Origin of the sequence: Streptomyces sp. NPDC101178, from assembly GCF_044767965.1 — a bacterium.
GTDB lineage: Bacteria > Actinomycetota > Actinomycetes > Streptomycetales > Streptomycetaceae > Streptomyces.
The window spans coordinates 513,486-538,462 of sequence record NZ_JBIWOZ010000004.1 but is presented as its reverse complement, the minus strand read 5'-3'; the positions used below and the strand labels follow the sequence as shown (position 1 = coordinate 538,462).

Genomic DNA, 24,977 nt, shown 5'->3' with positions numbered 1-24,977 from the left:
CTTTCTGAAGTACGCCGTTCAGGGTAGGTTCACGGCTCCGACGGGGTCAATGGGTCTGCGGCGCCTGCCGGTTCGGGTGCGAAGCGGGTGAGTGGCGGCATGGGGTTCGGGGCGGTCTGCGGGTGGATGCCAGGTCGGGGCCGGGTGTCGGTCCGGCATCGGGTGCCGGTCCGGGGGTGGATGCCGGTCCCGCGCGTTACGGTCGGATCCCGGCAAGGCCGCCGGGATTCGACCGATCGGAGATGCGGGATGACGGCCGGAGAACCCAGGAGCGACAGCGCCACCACCCCTCTCACCGCCGCCGATGTGCGCTCGGCCGCGCTCTCGCTGCCCGACACCGGCGAGAAGCTCGCCTGGGGGCAGCCCACCTTCCGGGTGGCGGGCAAGATCTTCGCCTCGCTCGGTGACGACGACACGGCGATGGGGGTGAAGTGCCCCAAGGAGGACCGCGCGGAGCTGATCGCCACCGAGCCGGAGAAGTTCTTCCTGAGGGAGGGGCACGACGATCATTACGCCTGGCTACGCGTCCGGCTGGCCGCGCTGGAGGACGCCGAGGAGCTCGCCGCCATCCTCACCGACGCCTGGCGCCAGGTCGCCCCGCGCCGGCTGCTGGCGGCGCACCCGGAGCTGGAGGGGACGGGGGAGTCGGGGGAGGAGTGAGGGGGCCGGGTTCCACCGAGCCTCCGGCCTCCGGAGGCCTCAGCCCCGCAGAAACCCGGTGATCCGCTCGCGCAGCCCGCGCGCGTCGAGCCCGTGCGCCGCCAGGTGCTCGTCCATCTGCCCGTACCGGCGCAGCTCGGCGCGGCCCACGCCGAGGCCGAGGACGCGGTGGGGCAGCTCCATGAGCGCCTCGTTCGCGGCGGCCGTCGAGGTGCCGGCCAGATAGGGCTCCACGATCACCACATCGGCGCTCGGCCTCGCACCCGCATCGGCGCCCGGACCCGCCCCGACGGCACGGCGCAGCCCCGCCGCGTCGAACGGCCGCACGGTCGTCGCGTACAGCACGCTCACGTCCAGCCCCTCGGTGGCCGCGAGGACGTCGTCGAGCATCGGGCCGACCGCGACGACGGTCCCGCGCCGCCCTTCCCGTACGACGGAGAACCCGCCGGAGCCGCCGACCGGCCGTGCGGCCCGGTTCGCCTGGAGGGAGAGGCGTACGTACACGCGGTCATCGCCGTCCACCGCTGCCCGCAGCAGCGCCTCGGCCTCGTCGGGGTGGCCCGGCACCTGGACCGTCCAGCCCTCCAGCGTGTCCAGCAGCGCCACATCGCCCGGCGCCATATGGGTGAAGCCGCCGGCGGGCCAGTCGTACGAGCCCCCGGCGCTGACCAGGATCCCGCCCACGCCTTGGTGCCCGAAGTCCAGCTTGACCTGCTCGAACGGCCGCTCCACCAGGAAGCTGGCGAAGGTGTGCACGATCGGCCGCATCCCGGTCAGCGCCATCCCCGCACCGGCTCCGATCAGCAGCTGCTCCCTGATCCCGACGTTGATCACCCGGTCCGGGTGGGCCCGTCGGGCCGGGGCGAAGCCGTCGGCGCTGATGTCGGCGAGCACGACGGCCAGCCGGGGCTCCTCGTCCAGGAGCTGTGAGGCGGTGGCGATGAAGCGGTCACGCATGGTGTCCATGAAGGAGTCCTCCGGAGGATGCGCCGGTCACGGACCGGCCGGATCAGGGTTTACGGGGGCGGGATCAGCTCTTGGGTTCGACCTGGGCGACCACGGCGCGGGGCCGGCCGGGGTGGGGTGCGGTGAACGCCGCGTACAGGGCTTCGTGGTCGCGGCCGTCCACCGTCGCCGCCGACCATCCGGCGGCCGCGAACCGGGAGGCGATACCACCGGGCCAGCCGTGCGTGGCGGAGGCGTTGTCGATCACCAGCGTGTGCAGCTGCTCCAGCCCGGCCGGTCCGGCGTGGGCGATGGCCTCGTGGTTGCTGCCCTCGTCCAGCTCGGCATCGCCGACCAGCACCCAGACCCGCGGATCGGTGAGACCCTGGGCCCGCAGCCCGAGGACGGTCCCGACGGCCAGCGGCAGACCGTGACCCAGTGAGCCGCTGCCGATCTCCGCACCCGGGACGAGCAGCCGGTCCGGATGGTGGCCGAGCGGAGATGCGTACGATCCGAAGCCGCGCAGCACCTCCGCGTCGAAGAACCCGTGAGCCGCCAGAACCGCGTAGTACGCCATGGGGCCGTGCCCCTTGGAGAGGAGGAAGCGGTCGCGCCCGGGATCGTCGACGGTGGCCGGCGTCACGCGCAGCACCCTGTCGTAGAGCACCCAGAGCGCGTCCGTCGTGGAATGCGCGGCGGGGGCGTGCTTCTCGGCGCCGGTCATGAGGGCGATCAGGCGGCTGACGTCTGTGAAATCAGGGAGGTCGCGGAGCCCGCGTACGGGTGCGGCGGTCGTGTTCGTCATGGAGCCGAGCGTTCACCCTCGACCAAGGTTGAGGTCAAGCGGGAAACGGGTTCGTGACCACCTGTGCAAGTGCGGTATTGTTCTCATGCGCGTTCGGCCAAGGGGAAACCCCAGGTCAGGCGGGCATCGGGACGTGGCGCAGCTTGGTAGCGCACTTGACTGGGGGTCAAGGGGTCGCAGGTTCAAATCCTGTCGTCCCGACTGTGCGGAAACGCAGGTCGGAGGCCGTTCTCTCATCCGTGAGAGGGCGGCTTTTCGTGCGTGTCGGCGGGTGAGGGTCCCCGTGTCGGTCCCGCGCCCGGAGGCCACGCACCCCAGGGGAGGATCCGGGGCTACGCACCCCAGGGCTTGTCGTCGGCGGGGAGTATCTGTTCGGCCCAGATGACCTTGCCTTCGGGTGTATACCGAGTGCCCCAGCGCTCGCTGATCTGTGCCACCAGGAACAGCCCGCGGCCTCCCTCGTCCATGCCGGCCGCGTACCGCAGGTGCGGGGCGGTACTGCTGCTGTCCCACACCTCGCAGGTCAGGGTGCGATCATGCAGAAGACGCAGGTGAACCGGCGCCGCGCCGTACCTTATGGCGTTGGTGATGAGTTCGCTGAGGATCAGCTCCGTGCTGAAGACGAGTTCCTCCAGCCCCCACTCCTCCAGCTGCGCGGCCGCGCGGCCGCGCATGGCGCCGACCTCGCTCGGGTCGAACGGGACGTCCCACTGGGCGACCCGGTCGGCCCCCAGGGTGCGTGTCCGGGCGATGAGCAGCGCGATGTCGTCGGACGGCTGATCGGGGAGCAAGGCGTCGAGTACGGCGCGGCGGCCGGCGTCCGGGTCCCGGCCGGGGTGGCTCAATGCCGTACGCAGCTTCTCCAGACCCTCTGAGATGTCGCGGCTCCGCTCCTCGACCAGCCCGTCGGTGTACAGGACGAGCTGGCTGCCTTCCGCCAGGTGCAGTTCCATGGTCTCGAACGGCATCCCTCCCAGCCCCAGCGGCGGGCCGGCCGGCAGCTCCGTGATCGTCGCCGTGCCGTCCGGGGCGACCACGAGCGGTGGCATGTGCCCGGCCCGGGCCATGGTGCAGTTCTGGGAGACCGGGTCGTAGACGGCGTACAGGCAGGTCGCGCCCAGGACGCCGCCGTCGGGGTCGGCGCTGTCGCCCTCCTGGTCCATGCGCTGGACGAGGTCGTCGAGACGAGCGAGGAGTTCGTCGGGCGGCAGGTCCAGGGAGGAGAAGTTGTGCACGGCCGTGCGCAGCCGCCCCATGGTGGCGGCGGCGTGCAGACCGTGCCCGACGACGTCTCCGACGACGAGCCCTACGCGGCTTCCCGGCAGCGGGATCACGTCGAACCAGTCCCCGCCCACTCCGGACTGGGCGGGCTGGTAGAAATGCGCGACATCCACGGCACTCTGCTCGGGCAGGTCCCGTGGCAGCAGGCTGCGCTGGAGCGTCACGGCGAGATGGTGTTCACGCGTGTAGCGGCGGGCGTTGTCCATGGCGACCGCGGCACGGCCGACGAGCTCCTCCGCCAAGGACAGGTCGTCCTCGTCGAACGGTTCCGGCTTCTGCCACCGCCAGAAGTTGGCCACCCCCAGCACGACGCCCCTGGCCTTGAGGGGAGCGGCGATGAGCGAGTGGATCCCGTAGGCGACGATCGCCGATGTCCGGTCCGGGTCCTGGGCGTGCCAGCCCGGCGCGTCACGCAGATCCGGTACGAGTTCGACCGCGCCCGTGCCGTAACCGCGGGCCTGCGGCGTGGACGGCAGGAAGTCGATCAGAGCGCCCAGCGGGTACAGCGGGTGATCGGAACGGATGCCGTTGACCGCCGTGCGCCGCATGTCGGCGCCCGGGCCGGGCTCGTCGCCGTTCAGTACCGGATCGGCCAGGTCGACCGTCACGAAGTCCGCGAACCGGGGGACGGCGACGGCGGCCAGCTCCTCCGCGGTCCGCACCACGTCGAGCGTGGTGCCGATGTCACCCCCGGCGTCGTACAGCAGCTTGAGCCGTTTCCGGGCCGTTTCCGCCCGGCTGCTCAGGAGCCGCATCTCGGTGGAGTCGCGGATGGTGACCGCCGAGCCCTGCGGGCGGCCCCCGGGGTGGGTGGGCCGCTGATTGACGACGAGCAGCCGGTCCCCGGCCTCCAGCACCTCGTCGGTGGCGATCCGGCCGGACAGCAGGAGGTCCGCCATCCGGCGGTCCATGCCGACCTCGTCGACGGGGCGTCCCTCGGCATCGTCCGGCAGGTCGAGCAGTCGTCCTGCCTCGTCGTTCGCCAGGAGCAGCCGTCCATCGCCGTCGGTGATCAGCACCCCTTCGCGGACGGCGTGGAGCACCGCGTCGTGGTGCTCGTACATGCGGGTCATCTCCTGCGTGCCGAGCCCGTGGGTCTGGCGGCGGAGTCTTCGGCTGATCAGCGCCGAGCCGACGGTGGCCACCGCCAGACCGCCGGCGATGGACAGGAGGATGACCGGAAGCTGTTCGTCGGCGATGCCGGTCACGCTCTTCACCGTCAGCCCCGCCGAGACGAGGGCGACGACCTCGCCCTCGGGCGAGGTGACCGGCACGATCGCCTGGATCTCCCTGCCGAGCGGCCCCTGCACGCTCTCCGTGTGCACCCGGCCGGCGAGCGAGGGCTCGATCGTGCCGACGAACCGCTTGCCGATGCGATCGGGTTGCGGGTGGCTGTAGCGGATGCCCCGGGTGTCCATCACCACGATGAAGTCCACCCCTGCGGCCTTGCGCGTCTCTTCGGCGAGAGGCTGCAGAACCAGGGACGGGTCCGGCGCCTTCAGTGCTTCCCGTAGGCCCAGGGACTTCGCGAAGGTCTGTGCCACGGAGACCGACCGGTTGCGCGCCTCTCGGTCGATGTCGTGCCGCGACTGCAGCACCAGGGCCAGCAAGGCCCCGGCGGCGAGCAGCACCACGATCGCCACCTGAAGGACGAATACCTGCCTGGCGACGCTTCCGGATCTTCTGCCTGGGCTCAACCGCACCGGCACGCCGGAGATGAGAGGCAAGACGGGCTCACAACCCCAGTTGTAGCACCTCCCTGCGGCCAGGTCTTCTGGTGCTCACCGTACGTATCGGGGACGCCTCGCAGGGTTTTCGCTCCGTAGGGGGCGCGGCGGGGCGGGGCGTGCTCCGGCCGAGGAGCAAGTGGACAGGGCCCGGCCGCATTGTCAGTGGCGCCGCTTAGAGTCTCTTTCACTCGTCACGGTGCGTTGCCGTCGTCGGGTCTCATCAGCGTGCCGCCGCTCGGCGGCGTCGTACGGAACACGGGGAGAACAGCGCATGGGGTGGGTACCTGCGGGCGACTACGAAGTCGCCCTGGAGGCAGGCAAGGTGGTCTGCCGCAACGGGAAGGGCCGGCGGCTGAAGTCCGTACCGGCCAAACTGAAGGAAGACCCCGCGGTCGTCGGGCTGCGGCAGCTCACCGAGTGGCTGGAGCGGCACGAACTCCGGTGCCGGACCGACGTCGAGCAGTGGATGGTGCGCTCGCTGCCCGTCCCCACCGCCGTCCTCGCCGGCGTCTGGCCCGACCCGGCGTGGCAGGCGGCCCTGCGGGACGTGGTGGTCACCGGCGCGGACGGCGGGGTCGCCGGATTCCTGCGCGATGTCGACCCCGACCGCGGCCTCGGCCTCGTGGACCTGGACGGCGACACGGTCCGCATCACCCCGGACGTGGTGAGCGTGCCGCACCCCGTCCTCCTCGACGACCTGGACGACCTGAGGGAGTTCGCGGTCGAGCTGGAGGTGAGCCAGCAGGTCGAGCAGCTGTTCCGCGAGGTGTGGCGCCGGCCGCCGGGCCTCGCCCCGGACACCGTCTCCGTGGACACCTACGCCGGTGGCGTCTTCAAGGAACTGCGGTTCCTGCACGGCCGCGTCACCCAGCTCGGCTACCGGTCGCGCGGCGGATACGCGGTCTGCCCGGTCGTCGAGGACGGCGTCACCGTCGAGGCCCGCATCTGGATCGGTGAACACGACGGATACGACGCGTACGACACCGAGACGGGCCCCCTGGGCTGGACCGACCCCTCGGGGCGCGCGCTGACGGCCGCCGAGGTCGGCCCTGTCGCGTGGTCCGAGGGCATGCGCATGGCGGCGGCGCTCTACGCCGGCCGCGACGTGGAGGACGAGGAGCGGGCGGCATGAGCACCACGACGACGAACACCGACGTGAACAGCAAGGCGAACACCGACACCGATGCGGTGGTGGGCGCGGCGGCGCTGCCCGCCCAGGCCCGTGGCCGTACCGCGGAAACCCCCGCCGCCGAGGCCCGCGCCGCGGCCCTGTTGGAAGCGGGCGCCATCCTCCCGGCCGGTACCACCGACCGGGACGACGCCGACGCGCTGACCGCCCGCACCTACACGCACACCGCCTTCGGCGACCGCCCCGTGGTCCGCCTCGTGCCCGGCACCCTCGGCGAAGCCGAGGACCTGGCGCTGGAGTTCCTCGGCCTGGCCAGGACCGCCGATGCTCCCGTCGTCGGCCAGGTCCGCCGCGAGACGCTGGGCTTCCCCGCCTGGGCGCTGGTCAACGACCCGGCCAACGGGCACCACGCCCTGGCGCTGGTCAAGGACATCGAGCGGCTGGGCCGGCAGGCCAGGACCCGCGCCGGTGCCGCCAAGGAGGGCTTCGACGATCTCGGCACCCGGCTCGGCCGGGCCGTGCCCCACTTCCTCCCCACCTACTACGAGCAGGTCGCCCGCCTCTTCCTCCAGGCGGAGAACACCACCTACGCCGCTTCGTTCTTCGGCAAGGCCCGTGAGGCCGAGCGCGTCCACGGCCTCGTCGTGGACGAGGACCGGCAACGGGCCGTCTTCCTGGAGTTCGCCTTCGCCGGCGCGCTGACCGTCAAGGCGCTGCGGCAGTATGTGCGGGACCTGGTGGCCCGGCTCGACCCGGCGGACGCCTGGGCGCAGTTCCGCCGTCTGCTGGTCGAGCGTTGCGCCGCGGGCATGCCGCCCTATGCCGCGCTGCCTCAGGATGTGCGTGCCCTGGTCAAGGCCGCCGGGCTGGACCGCGAGAGCGCCGAACGTGACCTGGTGGCCGACCTGATCGGCTCTCCTGGAGTCGTCCGCGCGCCCGCCTCGTTCTGGACGGCCTACCGCCCCGCCGTCGTCGCCCTCGCCCACCGGGATGCGGCCGTGCGCGCCCGGCTGCTCGGCTTCTTCCCGGAGACCTTCACCGAGAACGGCGGCCGGGACGCGGACGGCGAGCGCGGCTGGCTCGCGCTGCTGGCCGAGTCGGGTGCGGAGGAGCTGCTCACGGCCCTCCCCGGTGCCTCCGGGAACTCCCGCGGCCCCGGCGCGTCCGACGGCCCCTCCGCTGCCGCCGCTCCCGCCGCCTTCGGCGAGGACGTGCCGTCCGTCTCCCCGGCCGACTGGCTCGCCCGCTGGGAGGCGCACCGTCGACGCTCCTCGGCCACCGCCGACCGCAGCCGCGAGACCCTCGCCCTGGTAGCCCGCGCGGCGGACCGGCTGCGTGCCGACGGACGCCCCGTCGAGCTGTTCCAGGGCCGCTGGCAGCGCACCGCCGACCTGGACATCCTCGACCTCTGCCTGGCCTCCGGCATCCCGGTCGCCGAACCGGACGAGGAGGATCCGGGCGCCACACAGCCCCCGGGCTTCGCCCTCGGCCGCTGGCTGTCCGACACCGAGCCCGGCGCCCGGGACCTCGCCGCCCTCGCCCAGCGCCCCGTCTTCCGGGCCCTGTTGAGCCGGACCATCGGCGAGCTCGGCGGCGGGCGCGGCCAGCGGCTGAGCGACGCCGGCATGGCCAGGATGGCCGCGCACCCGGTGCTCTCCGGCGTCCTGCGCGAGTGGCTGACCGCCCGCGCCGAGGAGTACACCGCAGCCCGGGGGCTCCCCGGAATGCAGACCGCCCTCAACAAGCTCTCGGGATTCCGCGCCGTGGCCGCCGAGGTCGCCCCCGAGGCGGTGCGGCTCCTCGAAGCCCACGACGTGGTGCCCCTGCTCGCCGCCACCCTGCGTACCGGCATCCTCGACGAGCTGGGCTGGCCCGCCCTTGACGAGACCTACGCCGAACTCGCCGCCGAAGCGGCCGCGGCCTCCGCACGCAACCGCCACCACCGTTCGGATCGCGTCGGCGTCACCGGCGCCTGGCCCGCGCTGATCCTGAACACCCTCGAACGCGCCGTCGTGGTCGGCCCCGAGGGCGTCCTGCTGCGCCACACCCTGCGGCTGCCCGCCACCGTCGACCACTGGCGGACCTCCGCCTTCCGTTACGTCGACGGCGAGTTGCTGGTCGTCTGGTGGGAGGACGGCAAGCAGCGCGGCTACTGGTCGCACCGCCCCGCCGAGGTGTTCACCGTCTGCGGCGAGCAGATCCCCCGCTGGGGCGGCTCCAGTGCCTCCGACGAGGTCTGCCTGCCGCTGCCCGGCGGCGGCCGCGCCACCGGCGGCAAGGCCCTGCACGCGGGCGACACCTCCCTCCCGCCGCAGCGCGCCGTCATCGGCGACGGCACCGGCCTCTGGCGCGACGGGCACCAGGGCCGCCAGCGCGTATGGCTGGAGTACGACCCCACCACCGGCACGCACGGCCGCGCCTCCCTGCCCGCCTTCCTCCGCACCGGCGTCCAGGACGGCACCCGGCTGCTCACCGAGCACTGCCAGGTGCTGCCCCTCCAGCCCGGCCTGGAGACCAGCCCGTTCGGCACGGACGGCACGGTCCTGGGCCGCTGGGTCCGCCGTACGGTCTCCGAGCCCGGCACCGCCGCCCCCGCCGACGGCCACCGGATCGTGGCCGGCACACCCGACGGCCGCACGGCGACCCTGCCGTACCCGATGTGTGACGCCGACTGCGCCCCGGTGCCCCTCGGCGCGCTCGCTCTGCCCGGCGGATCGCTGCCGGTCATGGCCCTGCACCACCGCTCCGTGGAAGCCCACCCGGCGGACACCGACGGCACCGGCGGCAACCTGTGGTCCGTCACCCCCGACTCCTCCGGCGGCAACGACGCTGCGGGCACCCCCTATGTGCCGCCCGTCGCCTACTGGCACGCACTGCGCTCCAGGGATGAGCGCGGCTCCGCCGCCCTGCGGGCCATGACCGACTCCCGGGCCGAGGAGCTGATCAAGGAGGTCGCCGCCGCGGTCACCCGGCACCTGGAGGCGTTCCGGGCCGTCGAGGAGTACACCGGGCCCTCGTCGCGTGAGCTGAGCCAGGAGGCCGTCGCCCGGATCCTGCCCGAGGTCTCCGACGTACGCCTCCTCGCCGGCGTGACCGCCCTCGTCCGCAACGCGGTGGACCGGGCCGTCGCGGCCGTCCGGTACCTGGATCCGCCCGAGCCCGCCCAGCCGGCCACCCCCAGGAACACCGCGCGTACCCAGGGCATGTTCTTCGACCACACCCCCGAGCACGCCGACGACTCGACTCTGCGGGACGCCACCGCCTTCGGCTCCGACCGCATCTACGGCGGCTGGTGGGGAGGCGGCGGCCGATGGACCACCCTCCACCAGATCCTCGCCGTCAACCATGTCCTCTGCGGTGAACCGGCGTTCGGCCCGCCCGTGCCATCCAAGGTCCCCTTCCCGCCCGTCGACGGCTGGCAGCGCGACGAGTTCACCGTGCCCGGCGGCTCCATGTCCTGGACCTCCCTCCTCGACAAGCTGCCCGAACTCGCCTACCGGGCCGCCTCTCCGGCCACCTCTCCCGAGCACCGTGCCGGGCTCCTGGTGCTGCTGGAGGCCCTCGCCGCAGGCCCGCTGGCCGACCCGGCGGGCACCGTCCGGCAGGTGGAGCTCATCGAGCCGCACGGCAGCACGCCCGGCCGGCAGGGACGCCCCGAAGCCGTGCACCGCATGGGCCAGGTGCTGCGCAAGGGCGCCCGTACGGTGGTGGTCATCGCCGAGCGTGGCCGGAACGACCGGAGCGACGCGGCCCGCTGGCTGGCCGTGGACCACGACCCGACCGGCGCCTTCGGACCCGTACCCGGCTTCACCCTGGACCGCGAGCACGTCCACCGACAGGACATCGCCCGCGACCGCCTGACCCGGCTCACCGCGCTGGTGCGGGAGGGGGGCCCCGCGCCCTGGCGCCCCGAGGCCGCCGAGGCGTTCCACACCGCCACCGGGATCGGACCGCTCCAGGCCGTCGCCCTGCTGTCGGCCGCCGTCGCGGAGCCCGGAGCCGATGCTCTCGCCCTGCTCGGCGCCAAGACCCGGGCCTTCGAAGCGGCCCAGGCCAGACTGGACGCCCTGCCCGGCGACGACCGCTACGCACTGGTCCGCGCGCTGCTGCCCACGGACCCGGCCGAGCTGTGGACCACGGGCCCCGACGTCCGGGCCGCCACCGAGGTCTGGCGGGAGCACCTGGCCTCCCTCGTCCGCGTCCCCGAGGAGCTGGACCTCGACCTGTCGGGCACCAACGCCGGCTCCGTCGACCTGGTCCTCAACGCGGGCTCCCGGAGCTGGCTCAGCCACGGCGTCGACGTCCCCGACGGGACAGGCCGACCGGGCCTGCGCCGGGTCGTCGCGCGGGGTTCGGTCGCCTCCGCCCTCACCGCGCTGCGCACCCTCGCCTACACCCTGCCGTACGGACACCCCCTGCGGGCCCACCTGCCCACCGGGCTCGCGGCCCTGCGCGACCGCCTCGCCGACCCGGTCCTGGTGCTGGACCTCGGCCTGAACTGGACGGAGTCGGGCCAGCCGATCGGCGCCCCGATCCGCGCCGCGCTCGGGCTCCCCGAGTCCGGCGGGGCGGACGCCGACGGGCTGGTCCGGGCCGGCACGGCGCTGCTCCTCGCGCCCGGCCACGGCAACAACGAGACGCTGCTGATCCGCCCGGCCGGTCTGATGGGCCCCGACGACCCGGCCTTCGGCCTCATCGAGGGCACGGTCGCCGCGCACGCCACCGGCGACCTCCTCGCCCTGCGTGCCCTGCTGGGCGAGGAGATGGAGGTGCTGGTCTCGGCGGGGCTGCCGGAGGGACGTACGGGCTCCGACGGCTCGCCGCACCACCCGGCACAGGACCCGGCCCGTGCGGTGCCGGAGCTGGTGGAAGAGGTCGCCGAGACGCTCGGCCTGAGCGCGGACGCCGCCTCCCTCTACCTGATGCTGCTCACCCTGCCCGACCCGACCGACCGCAACTGCGTCCGGTGGACGGAGTGGAAGCCGGCCCGTGTCAAGAAGGCCCGGGCCGAGCTCGCCGCCACCGGCCTCGTCCTGGAGGCGAAGCGCTCCCGGGCCGGCCGCACCCTGTTCCTGCCCTGCGGCTGGCTGGAGCGCAATGCCCCGGCGCTGCCGCTGGAGGCATGGAAGGAAGGCCTGTACCCGGTGGCCGGCGCGGTTCGCACCATGCCCCACCTCCCCGTGCCCGTGCTGTTCGCAGCGGCCTGGGCACGGGTCCGCGGCGGCGACGCCCCCGCCTTCGAAGAACTGAACACCCGCGCACCCCGGAAGGGCCGCCGCCGATGACGAGCGACACCACCACAACAAGCCGTAGCGACAGGGACACCGCTGAAGGCGTCCCGGAGCAGGCGGCGGCGCCTGGCCCGGGGCACCGCCAGGTCACCCCGCCCGAGGACCGGTACGCCACCGAGCTGGCCTTCCTCGCCGCCCACGACACCGGCCCGCGCCCGCCCGGCTGGCGGCTCACGCCGCGTGCCGTCGTCACCTTCGTGACGGGCAGCGCGGGGGAGGCGCTGGGCCTGCCCAAGGGCGTCCGGCCGGACGAAGGAGTGCCGAGCCGTCTGGTGATCGAGCAGAAGTTCGTCGGCGAACGCGCCCTGGTCGAACGGTGCGTGGTCACCCTCGCCGGCGAGCGCGGACTCCTCCTCGTGGGCGAGCCCGGCACCGCCAAGTCGATGCTCTCCGAGCTGCTCTCGGCGGCCGTCTGCGGTACCAGCGCGCTCACCGTGCAGGGCACCGCGGGCACCACGGAGGACCAGCTCAAGTACGGCTGGAACTACGCGCTGCTGCTCGCCCAGGGCCCCACCGAGGAGGCGCTCGTGCCCTCACCGGTGCTCACCGCCATGACCCGGGGAGCGGTCGCCCGGGTCGAGGAGGTCACCCGCTGCCTGCCCGAGGTCCAGGACGCTCTGGTGTCCCTGCTGTCCGAACGGCGGATCGCGGTCCCCGAACTCGCGGGCGGCGAGGGCGCCCAGGTCCACGCGGCCCCCGGCTTCACCCTCATCGCCACCGCCAACCTGCGGGACAGGGGCGTCTCGGAGATGTCGGCCGCGCTGAAGCGGCGCTTCAACTTCGAGACGGTCGGCCCGATCGGTGACGTGGACGCCGAGACCGCGCTCGTCCGCAGCCAGTCGCGCGCCGCGGTGGAGCGCGCGGGCGCCGCCTACCAGGTGGACGACGCGGTCCTCGAAGCACTGGTCACCGCCTTCCGGGACCTGCGCGAGGGCCGCTCCACGGAGGGGTGGGAGGTGGAGCGCCCTTCCACGGTGATGAGCACGGCGGAGGCCGTCTCCGTAGCGGGCTCCCTCGCCCTGGCCGCCGCCTACTTCCCGGGCGACCGGGATGTGCTCTCCCTCCTGCCCGGCCATCTGCTCGGAGTGGTCCGCAAGGACGATCCGGCCGACGCGGCACGGCTGCTGGGGTACTGGGACGGCCCGGTGCGCAGGCGCGCCGAGCAGGGGTCGGCCACCTGGCGCGCTCTGTGGGACCTGCGCGCGGTGCTGGAGAACTGACGGATGAGCCAGTCGACCACTCCCAAGACGGGGGCCACCGCCCCTGAGAGCGAGGCGGTGGCCCCCGCCCCTGATAACGAGACGGGGGCCTCCGCCCCTGATAACGAGACGGGGGCCTCCGCCCCCGATCAGTGGGCGGCCGCCGCCGAGAACCGGACGACCACCCCCGGGGGCCGGGCCCCCGCTGCCGAGGAGCCGACGGCCGCCGGTGGGGCGATGCGGCCGGCCGCCGAGGCGTCGGCCGCTGTCCCGCGGCAGATCCCCGCGGCCGGGCCCACCACCCCGGAGGCCGCGGTGGCGGCGCTCGCGGCGGACGGGCCCGTGCTGCCGTTCCTGATCGGAGTACGCCACCACGCGCCCTCCCTCGCGGCCGCCGTCCCGGCTCTGCTGGACGCGGCGGCCCCCGATGTCCTGCTCGTCGAACTGCCCGCAGAGTTCCAGCCCTGGCTGGGCTGGCTCGCCCACGAGGAGACCGTGGCCCCGGTGGCGCTGGCCGCCGTGCCTGCCGACGGCCTCTGCACGGGCGGCGAACAGGGGCCCGCCTTCTACCCGTTCGCGGACTTCTCGCCCGAACTGGTCGCCCTGCGCTGGGCGGCCCGCAACGGGGTCCCGGCCGTGGCCTGCGACCTCCCGCTCGCCGACCGGGCCTGGGCGCGGGGCGGCCGGGAGGCGCCCGCGCCGGTACCGGGGGAGGGCCGCCACGGGGTCGGGCAGGGACTGTCCGCCGCGCTCCGGACCCGGCTCACCGGCCGCGACGGCGACGACCTGTGGGACCGCCTGGTGGAGGCCCCGGCACCCGGCTCCCCACCCGAGGCGCTCCGCCGCGCCGCCCTGCTCACCGGCTGGGCACTGCGGTACGAGGCCGAGGCGCGGCACGGCGTGGACGGCACCGACCTGGTGCGCGAGGCGTGTATGCGCGAGCACATCGCCAAGGCCCTGGCGGAGGGGCGGCGGCCCGCCGTGGTGGTGGGCGCCTTCCACACCCCGGCGCTGCTGACACCGACCGCTGGGGCGGCGACGGCCCCGGCTGCACCGGACGCGCCTGAGGCTTCCGATGCTCCTGCGGGCGCAACGTACGCCCTTGCGGACGTACCGAGCGCCGCCACGGACGTACCGAGCGCCGCCACAGGCACTCCGTACGCCCCCGTTGAGGTACCCGACACCCCAGCGCCCGAGCCCGGCGCGGGTTTGACGGGAGCCGCGGCCTGCACCGTCTCTCTCATCCCGTACACCTACCCCCTGCTCGACTCCCGCTCCGGCTACCCGGCCGGCATCCGGGATCCCGAGTGGCAGCACACCGTCCTGGACGCCGCCGGGGACCCGGACGCGCTGCACGAGGCGTTGATCCGCGCCGCGGTCCGCGTCTGCGCCGCCCTGCGTGAACAGGGCCATCCCTACGGCCCTGCGGACGGCCGGGAGGTCGTCCGGGTCGCCGGAGACCTGGCCCGGCTGCGCGACCTGCCCGCCCCCGGCCGAGGCGAACTCCTGGAGGCGGTGCAGACGGTGCTCGGCCGGGGCGAGACGTACGGCACGGGCCGCGCGGTCGCCCACGCGCTCGAACGCGTCCTCGTCGGCACCCGTACCGGACGCCCCGCGCCCGCCGCTCCCCGCAGCGGCCTCGGCCCCGCCGTGGAGGCCGAGACCGAGGCACTGTCCCTCCCCGGCCCGGCGGACACGTACGAGAAGACCCCGCGCGACCTCCGGCTCGACCCGGCCCGCTCGGGCCTGGACGGGCGTCGCGAACTGCTGCTGCGCCGGCTGACGGTGTGCGGCATCCCCTACGCGCAGGAGCAGGAGGTGACCGGCGCGGCGGGTTCGGAAGGACTCACGACGCGCTGGCAGGTGCGGTGGACCCCGGCCACCGCCGCGATGCTCACCGCGGCCGGAGCCCGCGGCGTCACTCCCGCCCAGGCGGCCGAGGGCGTGCTGCGCGGACGGCACGCGGCCGAGCGCGCGGAGGGCGGCCCGACGTCCGCTCAGGTCGTACGCGGCCTCAAGGATGCCGTGGAGTGCGGGCTCCCCGCCCTGGCCGACGAGCGCCTGACGGAACTGGCGGCCGTACTCCCCGCGAGCGGGACCCTTCCCGAACTCCTCGCCGGACTCGACCTGCTGGACCGTGTAGCCGCGGGCCACCTGCCCGGCCCGGGAGCGCCCCATGACCCGGCACGCCCCAAGGCCTCGAACGCCGTCGCCCCCCTCTCCACCCGCATCGCGAACGCGGCGGAGCTGCTGACCTCGGCGGCGGTCCGCCAGGTCGACGGCCTCACCGGTTCCGAGGAACCCGGGGACGCCCGGGCGCTGCTCGAACTGGCGCAGCGCGCCGACCGGGTGGGCGGCATCCGGCTCGCCGACGCCCTCGCCCGGCTGGCCGCCGACGGCACCCCGCTGATCGCCGCGGCCGCCGGAGCGGTCCGGGTGCTCACGGGCCACGAGCAGGCCGAGACCTTCGGGGTACGCGTCGCCTCCTGGGTGGACGCGGCGGTGGACAGCCACTCCCGGGCCGCCCTCACCGCCCGTCTCACCGGCGTCCTGACGGCGGCTGGCCCGCTCCTGACCGTCGGCGTCGCGGCCCTGGACCCGTTGCTGCACCGGGTCGTCGAGGTGGACGACACCGCGTTCCTGTCCCGGCTGCCCGCTCTGCGCGGCGGCTTCGACACCCTGAGCCCGGCCGCCCGGGACCGGCTGCTGGACACCGTGGAGGAGCGCCTGGGTGAGCGGGTGGACCTCGCCGGCGTCGACGACCCGGCGGAGCTGGCGCGCCGCACGGTCGCCGACCTGACGGCCCGCGACCTCCTGACCGCCCTCGGGCTGCCTGTCCCGCCGCCCGGCGACACCCATTGGCCCCCGCCCTCGACCGCCACCACAGTGCCTCAGCTGCCGGCTCCCGCCGCGCCCCCGCCGGTGGCCTCCGCCGTCACCGCCCCGCCTCCGGCCGACGCGGCGCGCCTTCGTCCCCGTACGACCGAGGACGCCGCCGACACCGCCCCGGCGCCCGGTCCCGAGACCGGCGCCCCCGCTGCCACTGGCACCGCCTCGGCGCCCGGTCCCGGAGCCGCCCCCGCACACGCCGCCGGTCCCACACCCGAATCCACAACCGAATCCACCACCGGACCTGTCCCCGCCCACACCCTTGCCCCCACCGACCGGTGGCGGCTCGTCCTCGGCCGACGCCCCGACCAACTGCCGCCCGGGGCCGCCCGCCTGGCCACCGCCCTGGACGAGCTGTACGGCGCGGGGCGCGGCGAGGGCTCCCGTGGCGGCCTGCCCATGACCGGCCGAGGCCGAGGCGGTCGCGAGGCGTCGTTCCCCGGTGTGCGCGAGTGGTCCGAGGAGCTTGCCGCGCTCTTCGGCCCCGGCGTCCGTGAGGAAGTCCTCGCCGCCGCTGCCGCGACCGGCCGGCAGGACGTCCTCACCGAGCTCGATCCGGCCGCAGCCGCCCCCTCCGTAGAACTGCTCCGCACGGTCCTGCGCTACGCGGGCGGCCTCCCCGAGGCACGCCTCGCGGCGCTCCGGCCGCTGGTCCGCCGCCTGGTCGACGAACTGACCCGGCAGCTGGCCACCCGGCTGCGGCCGGCCCTCACCGGCACCATGCTGGCCAGGCCCACCCGCCGCCCGGGCGGACGACTGGATCTGCCGCGTACGCTGCGCGCCAATCTGGCCACCGCCCGCCGTACGGCGGACGGCACGGTCCGGATCGTCCCCGAGAAGCCGGTGTTCCGCAGCCGTGCCCGCCGGTCGGCCGACTGGCGCCTGATCCTGGTCACGGACGTCTCCGGGTCCATGGAGGCGTCGACGATCTGGTCCGCGCTGACCGCTTCCGTGCTGGCCGGGGTGCCGACCCTGAGCACCCACTTCCTGGCCTTCTCCACGGAGGTCGTCGACCTCACCGGCCATGTGCACGACCCTCTCTCCCTCCTGCTGGAGGTGAGCGTGGGCGGCGGCACGCACATCGCCGCCGGGCTACGGCACGCGCGCAGCCTGATCACCGTGCCCAGCCGCACCCTCGTCGTCGTCATCAGCGACTTCGAGGAGGGCGCTCCGCTCGGCGGACTGCTCTCCGAGGTGCGGGCCCTGGTCGCCACCGGCTGCCAGGTACTGGGGTGCGCCAGCCTCGACGACGCCGGCCGACCCCGCTACTCGACGGGTGTCGCCGGGCAGCTCGTGGCCGCCGGCATGCCCGTGGCGGCCCTCAGCCCACTCGAACTCGCCCGCTGGATAGGGGAGAAGACCGCATGACCGCCGCCCAGTTGCCACCCGTCGCGCCGGAGGTCACGGCCACGCTGGTCGAGGACCTCTCGCCCCGGCTGCGCAAGCGGCTGGACGCGGCGGTCACCAAGCTCTCCACCCGCCCGACGCACCGCGACGGAGACACGGTGACGATCGCGGTCGACGACGACACCGAACTGCGCCTCCACGCCCCGGGCGGCGTGGTGGCCACGGTCGACGCCATCACCTGCGGCTGCCTCCTCGCCCCGGCCTGCGTCCACCGCGCGGCCGCCGCCTGCGCGGCCCCAGCGGCCGACCCGGTCCTCGACCCCGCCCCCGGTACCGCCCCCGCCCCGACCGTACAACCGCCCCCGGCGGCCCCAGGATCCACCCTGCCCTCCGACTCCGACCTGCCCCCCGGCGGCACGGCCCCGGCGACCACCCCCGACCAAGGAAGCGCCACCGCCGCCACCCCTGCCCCCGCCCCCGCCCCCGACGAGGCAACCCCCGCTCAGCGCGAGGCGGCCACCGCCCTCTGGTCGGTGGGTGCCGCCGTGCTGGAGGCGGGTGTGGACGGGGCCGGTGCCGTAGCCCAGGCGGCACTGCTGCGCGCCGCGCACACCGCCCGGCTCCGGCAACTGCCGCGCGGCGCCTCCGCCGCCCTGTCCGTCGTCACCCTGCTGCGCGCGGCCCGCGCCGGGGACCCCTCCTACCGCACCGCCGACCTCGTCACCGCCCTCGCCGAACTCCTGGGCACCGCACACCGCGTGGGGACGGCCTCCGGTGCGGAGCTGGCAGCTGTACGGGGCCGGGCCCGCCGCCCGTACAGCCCGGACGGCTCCCTGCGCCTGTACGGTCTGTTCACCGAACCCGTGGTCACCGACTCGGGCCACGGCGGCGCCCGCACCTGGGTCGCCACGCCCGACGGCCGGCTCTGCACCGTCGGCGACGTCGCACCGGGCGGGGCGGGGCGCGCCCGGGGCGTGGCCGACCGCACCGTGCGCCTCGGGGACACCGCCCTCACCCACCGCGAGCTGGGCCGAGCCGGCCTCGCGGTCTCCGGGGCGACCGTCTCGCCGGACGGCAGACTGGGCGCAGGGAAGGGCGTCAAGGCCGTCACCGCCCGGGGCGCGGCCTGGACGGAACCGCCCCTCGCCCCTCTGTGGGAGCCACCGCCGGCCGAACAGGCCGCCCGCGCCCTGCGGTCCGTCTCCCGCTACGCGGAACCGGACAGCGGTGGCAACGACCTGCTCTTCCTTCACGTCGAACTCCTGGGCGCGGTGAGGGAGCCGGCCGGTACGTGTCTGCTCGCGCGGTGCGTCGACGGCGGCGCCCTCGTCCGTCTCACCGTCGCCGACGACGACCCCGCACTGGCCCACCGCGACAACCTGATGCTTCTGGCCACGGCACCGGGGACGCGGCTCCGGATCATCGGCCGCCTGGTGCCCGCGCCGCACCCCCGGCTCTCCTTGCTCGCCTGCTCGCACCCCACCGGGGAGTCCACGGTGGACCTGGGCTTCGACCGCCTGAGCCGCGCCGACCTCCCCGACCCTGGCGCCCCCGTGCACGCCGCCCCGGCTCCGCCCGGCGGCCCCGGTACGGAGTCGCCCCTCCACCTCCTGGAGCGCCGCGTCGAACAGACCGTCCCGGCAGGCCGGGCCGCCCTCGGCATGCTCGGCGACGTCACCGCCGAGGCCCGCCGCCTGCGCCGCGCGGGCCTGCCCACGGCCGCCGGGCTGCTCACCGCCCTCCGCGCCTCGGCGGCCCGACGCGAACGCGACCTCTTCGGCCGCCTCCTCCCCGCCGACACCGACGGCTTCGCCGCCCACTGGCTCGCCGCCGCCCGCTACACGGCCGCCGTCACGGAGTCGCTGTGCGCGGCGGCCTGGGAACCTGGCCCGGCCGCTCACACCGGCACCGCTACGGAAGCCACCGCCCCCCGCCCCGCCGAAAGCCGCCGATGAGCACAGGGCGAGCGCGCCGCCGCCCACGAGGAGCGCGGCGGCCGCCGTACCGGCGAGGATCTTCGTACGCGGGTGTCCCTGCGCGGGGGCGACGAGTCCGCCCCGCTGACGAGTCCGCCCCGCTGAAGCCATCGGCCGTCGCCGGGTTCACCCAGTCTGCGACCGAGGGTGACTTCCGTCGGTGGAGCTGCGCCATCGGGGCCGGTGACGATGACAGCGACGGCCTCGTCCACTTCACCGTCACCCAGGAACCGCCCCTGGTCGAGCGGCACCGCGCCGACAACGAGGACCGGTCCGCCCTGCTGACCTGCGCGGGCACGCCGACCCTGGTCCAGGTCGGGCACTTCTTCGGACAGAAGGAGAGGCCCGGCCGCACCGGCCTCCGACCGGACGCGGACCTGCTGACCGACCTGACCGACGCCGTCGCCGACCAGGCCGGGTGCGAGCGGGCGTGACCGGCGCGCCCAAGGGCCGTACAGCCCGCTGGAGGGCGATGGCCCCGCACCACCGACGCCGGGCACCCGGTGCCGGGACCTGGACCGCATCGGGGCCGAGACCTGGACCACATCGGTCCGCGGCCGGGATGCCTTCGGTGCACCCGGATGTTGGCGAGGTGGGGTGTCACTCCGCACCTCGATGAAGCTGGTGGAGCCGACCGATCCAGCAGACCCGTGAAGCAGATGAACAGGACATGATGTGACCGACCTCGACACCGACCGTGCGGCCGCGACCCTCTCGCGACCCTTCTCGGTCCGCGGACTCACCTCCCGTAACCGCATCGCCATGGCGCCCATGACCAGGCAGTTCTCGCCCGAGGGCGTCCCCGGCCGGGACGTGGCGGACTACTACGCCCGCCGGGCCGCCGGGGGCGTGGGGCTGATCATCACCGAGGGCACCTACGTCGACCACGACTCCGCCGGGACCAGTGACCGCGTCCCGCGCTTCCATGGCGAGGACGCGTTCGCGGGCTGGGCCGAGGTCGTGGACTCCGTACACGGAGCGGGCGGCGCCATCATCCCGCAGCTGTGGCACGTGGGCGTCACCCGCACCGAGGGCGCGCCCCCGGTGGCGGACGCCGAACCGGTGGGTCCCTCTGGCTTCTCCCTCACCGGCGAGCCCAAGGGACGCGCCATGACGCAGAAGGACCTCGACGACGTCATCGCCGCCTTCGCCGACGCTGCGGCCGCCGCCGAGCGCCTCGGCTTCGACGGTGTCGAACTCCACGGCGCGCACGGCTACTTGATCGACCAGTTCCTCTGGGCCGGCAGCAACCGCCGTACCGACGCCTACGGTGGCGACCTCGTCGCCCGTACGCGGTTCGCGGCCGAGATCGTCGCGGCGTGCCGGGCCGCGGTCTCCGACGCCTTCCCGCTCTTCTTCCGCATGTCGCAGTGGAAGATGACCGCCTACGAGGCCAAACTCGCCCGGACCCCCGCCGAACTCGACTCCCTGCTCACACCGTTGGCCGAAGCCGGGGTCGACGTCTTCCACGCCTCCACCCGCCGCTACTGGCTCCCGGAGTTCGATGACTCCGACCTGAACCTGGCCGGCTGGGTGAGGAAGATCAGCGGCAGGCCGACGGTCACGGTCGGCTCGGTCGGCCTGGACGGCGACTTCTTCAACGCCTTCGCGGGCAACGACTCCGGCGTCACCGGCATCGGCCGGCTGCTGGACCGGATGGAGCGCGACGAGTTCGACATGGTGGCGGTCGGCCGCGCACTGATCGCCGACCCGGAGTGGGCGGCCAAGACCCTGCGCGGACGGACCGGGGACATCACGCCGTTCGGCGCGGAGATGCTGAAGACGCTGCGCTGACGGGGGAGTCGCGGGCCCGGAGGGCTGAACAGGGGAGGGCTCCCGCGCCGAGCCCTCCCGGATTCGGCCCTCGCGCCGTCCGCCCCCGAGGGGGCTCGGTTCGCGTTCCGGCGAGTGTCGTCGCGTACGTGGCCGAATGCGATGTTTATCGGAGCGCGTTTCCAGAAGCCCGATCCATGGGCCGTCTCGTCCGGTTCATACTCGGGCCTGCGGGGGCGCCCCGGCTCCCTTGATGTGGCAGGTGCATGGCTATCGGCGTGCGGTGGTCCGCCCTGCCCGGAAGCCGGCAAGCGCCCTGCTTCCTCGCTACTCAACCGGTACGGCCCAGGAGGGCGCGATGAACGAGCAAGGAGCACCTGCCGTGAAGGTGAAGACGTTACGCCTGTCGCTCACCCTCGGCCTGGCCTCCGCGCTGCTGGCCCTCCCGACGACCGCACACGCGCAGACGGCCGGCAGCCACGACCAACACGCGCAGGCGGTCGGCATCCGCGACCAACACGCGCAGGCGGCCGAGGACCACGCCCGGACCCTGGCGGCTCTCAAGGCGCTCCAGGCGAACGCGGGCCCCGGCGCCGGCGTCCACGCGGGGGACGGAGCCACGTCCTGGACCCTCTCCACCGGCACGGGCACCGTCAACTAGAACCGGCCGATCCAGCCGGACGAGCACTTCCGGGCCGGGAGCCAGACCAAGACCTTCGTCGCCGTCGCGGTCCTGAGGCTGGTCGAGAAGGGCGCCCTCTCACTGGACGAGCCGATCGGAGGCCTGCTGCCCGGCGTGGTCACCGGCAACGGGTACGACGACACCGCCATCACCGTGCGCCACCTCCTCCAGCACACCAGCGGGATCCCGGCCAACGGCCTGCCCCTCCCGCAGGCCGGTCCGGACGGCACGTACACGCTGGCCGCCCTGGTGAAGGACGGGCTCCGCTTCGCCCCGGCCGCGGCTCCGGGTGTTGCGTTCCACTACTCCAACACCAACTACGAGATCCTCGGCCTGCTCATCGAGAAGGTGACCGGGCTGCCGGTGTACGAGGCGATCACGACCGGGGTCATCGAGCCCCTCGGCCTGACCCGGACCATCTTCCCGGCGGCCGGAGACCGAGCCGTCCCCGAACCTGCCGTGCGCGGGTACCGAGGCGCCCGGATCGGCGGCTTCTTCCTCTGGCTCGACGGAACGGTCTACGAGCCCAGCAACTTCTACGCCTCCGGCGCCGTCATCTCCACCCTGAAGGACCTCACCGCCTTCTACCGGGCTCTGCTCGGCGGTGAGGTGCTCACGCCCGCATCCCTGGCCGAGCTGGAGCGGACGGTCGAGCCCGGAGCGCCGGGAGTCGAGTACGGGCTCGGCATCACCGCCTACGCCCTGTCCTGCGGCGGCAAGGCCTGGGGTCACAACGGTGCCGTACCGGGCTACTTCACCCAGACACTCGTCACGAAGGACGGCCGCCATGCCTCCGTCGTGACCAACGCCCACCTGGTGACCAACGTCCCGTCCGCACAGATGATGAAGGTGCTGGACACGGCCCTGCGAGTCCCGCGACTGACGTGCCACCGCCAGATGCCGCCTTCCCGGCACCTCTCGCCGCCGCTGTACCGAGGTACACGCGGCGCTGCCGGCACCGCCCGCACCGGGGCGCGCGACCGGTGCCGGTCCCGGGCCCACTCGTCCCCGGCGGGCCGAGCTCCCACTTGGCGGGCCGTACCTCCCGCATTTACCGGCCCGTCACGGCCCCTTCCCTTCTGTTCGGTTCTCTTGGAGCATTCTGTTCGCTTCTGTTCCCCCACTCCAAGAGGCCCCCACGCATGACTGAGATGAATCGGCGCCGGTTTCTCCAGATAGCCGGTGCGACCGCCGGATTCTCCGCCCTGTCGGGCAGCATCGAGCGGGCTGCCGCCATCCCCGCCCACCGGGCCGGCGGGACGATCCAGGATGTCGAGCACATCGTCGTCCTGATGCAGGAGAACCGTTCCTTCGACCACTACTTCGGAGCGATGAAAGGCGTCCGCGGCTTCGGTGACCCGCGGCCCGTGACCCTGCCGAGCGGAAAGTCCGTCTGGCACCAGGCGGACGCGGCGGGCAAGGTGACGCTCCCGTTCCACCCGACCGCCGACGACCTCGGGATGCAGTTCCTCCAGGGCCTCAACCACGACTGGCCCGGCGGCCAGCGCGCGTACAACGGTGGCCGTTACGACCGGTGGGTGCCGGCCAAGACCCCCACCACCATGGCCTACCTCACCCGCGAGGACATCCCCTTCCACTACGCGCTCGCCGACCGCTTCACCGTCTGCGACGCCTACCACTGCTCCTTCATCGGGGCGACCGACCCCAACCGCTACTACCTCTGGTCCGGTTACACCGGCAACGACGGCTCGGGCGGCGGACCCGTGCTCGGCAACGAGGAGCGGGGATACGGCTGGCGGACGTACCCCGAGCGGCTGGAGGAGGCCGGGGTCTCCTGGAAGATCTACCAGGACATCGGCGACGGCCTGGACGCGGCCGGCCACTGGGGCTGGATCAACGACGCCTACCGGGGCAACTACGGCGACAACTCGCTGCTCTACTTCGACAAGTACCGCAACGCCCAGCCCGGCGACCCGCTGTACGACAAGGCGCGCACCGGCACCGACGTGTCCGCCGGCGGCGGCTACTTCGACGCGATCGCCGCCGACGTACAGTCCGGGAAGCTGCCGCAGATCTCCTGGGTCGCCGCCCCCGAGGCCTTCACCGAGCACTCCAACTTCCCGTCCAACTACGGCGCCTGGTACATCGCGGGCCTGCTCGACGCCCTCACCTCCGCCCCCGAGGTGTGGAGCCGTACCGCCCTGTTCATCACGTACGACGAGAACGACGGCTTCTTCGACCACGTCGTCCCGCCCTACCCGCCGTCCTCCGCGAACCAGGGCCTCTCCACGGCCGACACCACCACGGAGATCTACCCGGGCGGCCCCTCGTACGGCGCCGGCCCCTACGGCCTCGGCCCGCGCGTCCCGATGCTCGTCGTCTCGCCCTGGAGCACCGGCGGCTACGTCTGCTCCGAGGTCTTCGACCACACCTCCGTCCTGCGGTTCATGGAGCAGCGCTTCGGCGTGCACGAGCCGAACATCTCGCCTTGGCGGCGGGCGATCTGCGGCGACCTCACCTCCGCCTTCGACTTCGGCCGCACCCAACCCGCCCCCGGCGACCTGCCCGACACCTCCGCGTACGAGCCCCCGGACCGCGAGCGCCACCCCGACTACCGGCCCACCCCGCCGACCGTCGGTGCCATGCCCGCCCAGGAACCTGGCAGCCGGCCGACCAGGCCGCTCCCGTACGAGCCGTACGTCGACGCGGCCGTGGAACCGGACAGCGGGAAGATCGCGCTCACGTTCAGCCCGGGCACGGCGGCCGGCGCGCAGTTCTACGTCACCTCCGCCAACCGCACCGACGCCCCCTGGACGTACACCGCGGGCGCGGGCCTGACCCTGACCGACCGCTGGAACTCCGCCTACTCCGGCGGCAGCCACGACCTCACGGTGCACGGCCCGAACGGCTTTCTGCGTACGTTCCGGAGCCCGGGCGCCACCGCCGGGCCCGAGGCCACCGCCCGCCACAACGGCACCAGCGGCAACCTGGATCTCACGGTCACCAACTCCGGGGCCACGGACGCCGTACTGACGATCACCAACGCCTACGGAGGAGCGGAACAGACCGTCACCGTACGGCCCGGAGCCTCGGTCTCGCGCACGGTGGACCTGCGGGCCGGCAAGCGCTGGTACGACGTGTCCGTGGCCCTCGACGGGGAGCCGGGATTCCTGCGGAGGTTCGCGGGCCACGTGGAGACGGGGGCCGTGGGAGTCAGCGACCCGGCGACCGTCACCGGGTGATGTGCGCACGCAGACCGCGCGCCCGCGTGCGGGTGAGCCCGGTGGAGGTCTGCTGACCGATGTACGG

The 24,977-nt window shown here is 74.0% G+C and carries 13 protein-coding genes, 1 tRNA gene and 2 pseudogenes; 13 read left to right on the top strand and 3 right to left on the bottom strand.

Annotation, left to right across the window (positions count from 1 at the left end; all coding sequences use genetic code 11):
- Window positions 1-249 precede the first annotated feature (249 nt).
- Window positions 250-660, top strand: a complete 411-nt coding sequence (locus tag ACIRR8_RS14720; protein WP_404063748.1) for an MmcQ/YjbR family DNA-binding protein — start codon at window positions 250-252, stop codon at window positions 658-660.
- Between the two features lie 39 nt (window positions 661-699).
- Here ACIRR8_RS14720 and ACIRR8_RS14715 read toward each other — a convergent pair whose 3' ends face one another.
- Window positions 700-1,626 carry a transketolase family protein gene (locus tag ACIRR8_RS14715; RefSeq protein WP_404063746.1) on the bottom strand — a complete coding sequence of 309 codons (927 nt, stop codon included), beginning with the start codon at window positions 1,624-1,626 and terminating at the stop codon, window positions 700-702.
- A 64-nt stretch (window positions 1,627-1,690) separates the two neighbouring features.
- Window positions 1,691-2,410 carry a transketolase gene (locus ACIRR8_RS14710; protein ID WP_404063743.1) on the bottom strand — a complete coding sequence of 240 codons (720 nt, stop codon included), beginning with the start codon at window positions 2,408-2,410 and terminating at the stop codon, window positions 1,691-1,693.
- A gap of 127 nt (window positions 2,411-2,537) precedes the next feature.
- Between ACIRR8_RS14710 and ACIRR8_RS14705 the strand changes: the two genes are divergently transcribed.
- Window positions 2,538-2,611 (top strand) — tRNA-Pro (locus tag ACIRR8_RS14705).
- Window positions 2,612-2,742: 131 nt separating this feature from the next.
- Here ACIRR8_RS14705 and ACIRR8_RS14700 read toward each other — a convergent pair.
- A complete protein-coding gene (locus ACIRR8_RS14700; protein WP_404063740.1) occupies window positions 2,743-5,334 on the bottom strand; it encodes a SpoIIE family protein phosphatase in 2,592 nt (863 codons plus the stop codon).
- Window positions 5,335-5,692: 358 nt separating this feature from the next.
- Here ACIRR8_RS14700 and ACIRR8_RS14695 point away from each other — a divergent pair, with 358 nt between their 5' ends.
- From ACIRR8_RS14695 to ACIRR8_RS14645, 11 genes and pseudogenes are all read left to right on the top strand, one after another.
- Window positions 5,693-6,553, top strand: coding sequence for a DUF4132 domain-containing protein (locus tag ACIRR8_RS14695; protein ID WP_404063736.1), 861 nt, complete (start codon window positions 5,693-5,695; stop codon window positions 6,551-6,553).
- Complete coding sequence (locus ACIRR8_RS14690) at window positions 6,550-11,835, top strand: hypothetical protein (RefSeq protein WP_404063733.1); 5,286 nt, start codon at window positions 6,550-6,552, stop codon at window positions 11,833-11,835. The genes ACIRR8_RS14695 and ACIRR8_RS14690 overlap by 4 nt, the downstream gene beginning before the upstream one ends.
- Window positions 11,832-13,061 (top strand): AAA family ATPase, encoded by a 1,230-nt coding sequence (locus ACIRR8_RS14685; RefSeq protein WP_404063730.1) that lies wholly within the window; start codon window positions 11,832-11,834, stop codon window positions 13,059-13,061. Before ACIRR8_RS14690 ends, ACIRR8_RS14685 begins: the two co-directional genes overlap by 4 nt.
- Before the next feature lie 3 nt (window positions 13,062-13,064).
- Window positions 13,065-16,469, top strand: a pseudogene (locus ACIRR8_RS14680) (DUF5682 family protein); the annotation flags it as partial.
- A 204-nt stretch (window positions 16,470-16,673) separates the two neighbouring features.
- A pseudogene (locus tag ACIRR8_RS14675) lies at window positions 16,674-17,297 on the top strand (vWA domain-containing protein); the annotation flags it as partial.
- Window positions 17,294-19,231, top strand: coding sequence for a hypothetical protein (locus ACIRR8_RS14670; protein ID WP_404063727.1), 1,938 nt, complete (start codon window positions 17,294-17,296; stop codon window positions 19,229-19,231). The pseudogene ACIRR8_RS14675 and the gene ACIRR8_RS14670, both read left to right, overlap by 4 nt.
- The gene (locus ACIRR8_RS14665) at window positions 19,228-19,686 is read left to right on the top strand and encodes a hypothetical protein (RefSeq protein WP_404063724.1); all 459 of its coding nucleotides are present in this window, start codon (window positions 19,228-19,230) and stop codon (window positions 19,684-19,686) included. The genes ACIRR8_RS14670 and ACIRR8_RS14665 overlap by 4 nt, the downstream gene beginning before the upstream one ends.
- A 241-nt stretch (window positions 19,687-19,927) precedes the next feature.
- A complete protein-coding gene (locus ACIRR8_RS14660) occupies window positions 19,928-21,046 on the top strand; it encodes an NADH:flavin oxidoreductase (RefSeq protein WP_404063722.1) in 1,119 nt (372 codons plus the stop codon).
- A 337-nt stretch (window positions 21,047-21,383) separates the two neighbouring features.
- The gene (locus tag ACIRR8_RS14655; RefSeq protein WP_404063719.1) at window positions 21,384-21,686 is read left to right on the top strand and encodes a hypothetical protein; all 303 of its coding nucleotides are present in this window, start codon (window positions 21,384-21,386) and stop codon (window positions 21,684-21,686) included.
- Window positions 21,687-21,695: 9 nt separating this feature from the next.
- Window positions 21,696-22,853, top strand: a complete 1,158-nt coding sequence (locus tag ACIRR8_RS14650; protein WP_404064327.1) for a serine hydrolase domain-containing protein — start codon at window positions 21,696-21,698, stop codon at window positions 22,851-22,853.
- Window positions 22,850-24,910 carry a phosphocholine-specific phospholipase C gene (locus ACIRR8_RS14645; RefSeq protein WP_404063716.1) on the top strand — a complete coding sequence of 687 codons (2,061 nt, stop codon included), beginning with the start codon at window positions 22,850-22,852 and terminating at the stop codon, window positions 24,908-24,910. The genes ACIRR8_RS14650 and ACIRR8_RS14645 overlap by 4 nt, the downstream gene beginning before the upstream one ends.
- Window positions 24,911-24,977 lie beyond the last annotated feature (67 nt).

Bases quoted from the DNA above. Each gene is read 5' to 3' on its own strand.
- ACIRR8_RS14720 (WP_404063748.1), top strand. From the start codon at position 250: ATGACGGCCGGAGAACCCAGGAGCGACAGCGCCACCACCCCTCTCACC.
- ACIRR8_RS14715 (WP_404063746.1), bottom strand. From the start codon at position 1,626: ATGGACACCATGCGTGACCGCTTCATCGCCACCGCCTCACAGCTCCTG.
- ACIRR8_RS14710 (WP_404063743.1), bottom strand. From the start codon at position 2,410: ATGACGAACACGACCGCCGCACCCGTACGCGGGCTCCGCGACCTCCCT.
- ACIRR8_RS14695 (WP_404063736.1), top strand. From the start codon at position 5,693: ATGGGGTGGGTACCTGCGGGCGACTACGAAGTCGCCCTGGAGGCAGGC.
- ACIRR8_RS14690 (WP_404063733.1), top strand. From the start codon at position 6,550: ATGAGCACCACGACGACGAACACCGACGTGAACAGCAAGGCGAACACC.
- ACIRR8_RS14685 (WP_404063730.1), top strand. From the start codon at position 11,832: ATGACGAGCGACACCACCACAACAAGCCGTAGCGACAGGGACACCGCT.
- ACIRR8_RS14670 (WP_404063727.1), top strand. From the start codon at position 17,294: ATGACCGCCGCCCAGTTGCCACCCGTCGCGCCGGAGGTCACGGCCACG.
- ACIRR8_RS14665 (WP_404063724.1), top strand. From the start codon at position 19,228: ATGAGCACAGGGCGAGCGCGCCGCCGCCCACGAGGAGCGCGGCGGCCG.
- ACIRR8_RS14655 (WP_404063719.1), top strand. From the start codon at position 21,384: ATGAACGAGCAAGGAGCACCTGCCGTGAAGGTGAAGACGTTACGCCTG.
- ACIRR8_RS14645 (WP_404063716.1), top strand. From the start codon at position 22,850: ATGACTGAGATGAATCGGCGCCGGTTTCTCCAGATAGCCGGTGCGACC.